Raw genomic sequence first — 1609 nt, forward strand, 5'->3', positions numbered from 1 at the left:
TGTGGAGGGTTCCGTTGGCGTGGTCTCCACCTGGATTCTGGCTGCTCTGCGCAACCGCCAATTTCTGTCCCTTATGGAACTGAATGAAGCAATCCACGAGAAACTGGAAACCTTCAACCACAAGCCCTTCCAGAAACGGGAGGGCAGCCGGGCAGCTTGTTTTGCGGAGGAAAAACTGTTTCTGCTGCCTCTTCCGGCTATGCCGTTTGAGTTGGCGGTCTGGAAAGTTGCCACCGTCCAATATAACTACCATATCAGCGTGGAGCGCATGAATTATTCCGTGCCGTATGAGTATATCAAGCAGCAGGTAGATGTACGGCTCACCCGGACTACCGTGGAGATCTTCTTTGCCGGAACCCGGATTGCCTCTCACCTGCGTCTCCATGGCCGTCCCAACCAGTACAGCACGGCGGAGGACCATATGCCGCCGGATCACCAGGCCTACCTGCAATGGAACGGGGAGCGTTTTATCCGCTGGGCAGAGCAGATCGGCCAGCACACCGCTGCCGTGGTACGGCTTTTCCTCTCCGCCCACAAGGTGGAGCAACAGGGTTACAAGTCCTGTATGGCCCTGCTGAAACTGGCGGACCGCTATTCCGCTCAACGGCTGGAGAGCGCCTGCCGGAAAGCCCTCTCTTACACCGTATCCCCCAGCCTCAAAAGCGTCCAGTCCATCCTGAAATCCGGGCAGGACAAGCTGCTGGCTGAGGACGCTCCAGCCAAGCCGGAAGAGCCAAAGGCTCATAAGTTTACCAGGGGTGCCGGCTACTACAAGAGGGGGGAATGACCATGCTGAGCAATGAAACGGTACGGAAATTACATGAAATGCGCCTGGGCGTCATGGCGGAAGCTTTCTCCACCCAACTGGAGGATGTGCAGTTCCAGTCAGTGTCCTTTGAGGACCGCTTTGCTATGCTGGTAGACGCGGAGTGGAGCGCCCGGAAAAGCAACCGCCTAACCCGGCTTATCCGCAACGCTGGCTACGCGGACCCCGCCGCCTGTGTCGAGAATATTGAGTACCACCCGGAACGAAAGCTGGACCGGGAGCAGATCCTGCGCCTGGCCTCCTGCACCTACCTCCAGGAAGCACACAATGTCATCATTCTGGGAGCCACCGGGGCCGGAAAGACTTATTTGGCCTGCGCCCTTGGCATGGCTGCCAGCCGCAGCTTTTATTCTGTCCGGTATATCCGCCTGCCGGATCTGCTGGTGGAGATCTCTGTGGCCCGGGCTAACGGAACCTACCGGGACTACATGAAAAAGCTCAAGAAAGAAAAGCTGCTCATTCTGGACGAGTGGCTGCTCTACCCCCTGAAAGAGGAAGAGGCCCGGGATGTACTGGAACTGGTAGAGGCAAGGAACAGGGTGGCCTCCACTATTTTCTGCTCCCAGTATGACACCAGCGAATGGCACGAGAATCTGTACGACCCCACCCTGGCCGACGCCATCTGTGACCGGATCATCTACAACGCCTATACCATCCAGATCGAGGGCGAGTCCATGCGCAAGCGCAAGGGCATCCCTGAGTAATCCCCCGCATGGCGGCCCGGTGCACCACGCCCGCGGCCGCCATGCACCATTTCCGCGGAAGCAGTGCACCATTCCAGCG

The 1609-nt window shown here is 58.1% G+C and carries 1 protein-coding gene and 1 pseudogene; both read left to right on the top strand.

Features of this window, described 5'->3' with window-relative positions; all coding sequences use genetic code 11:
- Positions 1–787 (top strand): annotated as a pseudogene (locus tag B5F88_RS19410) (IS21 family transposase); the annotation flags it as partial.
- 2 nt (positions 788–789) lie between these two features.
- On the top strand, positions 790–1530 hold the full coding sequence (gene istB, locus B5F88_RS19415) for an IS21-like element helper ATPase IstB (RefSeq protein WP_087338414.1): 741 nt from the start codon (positions 790–792) through the stop codon (positions 1528–1530).
- The last annotated feature ends 79 nt before the right edge of the window (positions 1531–1609 follow it).

The sequence above is a fragment of the Flavonifractor sp. An306 genome, from assembly GCF_002159455.1.
Classification (GTDB): domain Bacteria; phylum Bacillota; class Clostridia; order Oscillospirales; family Oscillospiraceae; genus Flavonifractor.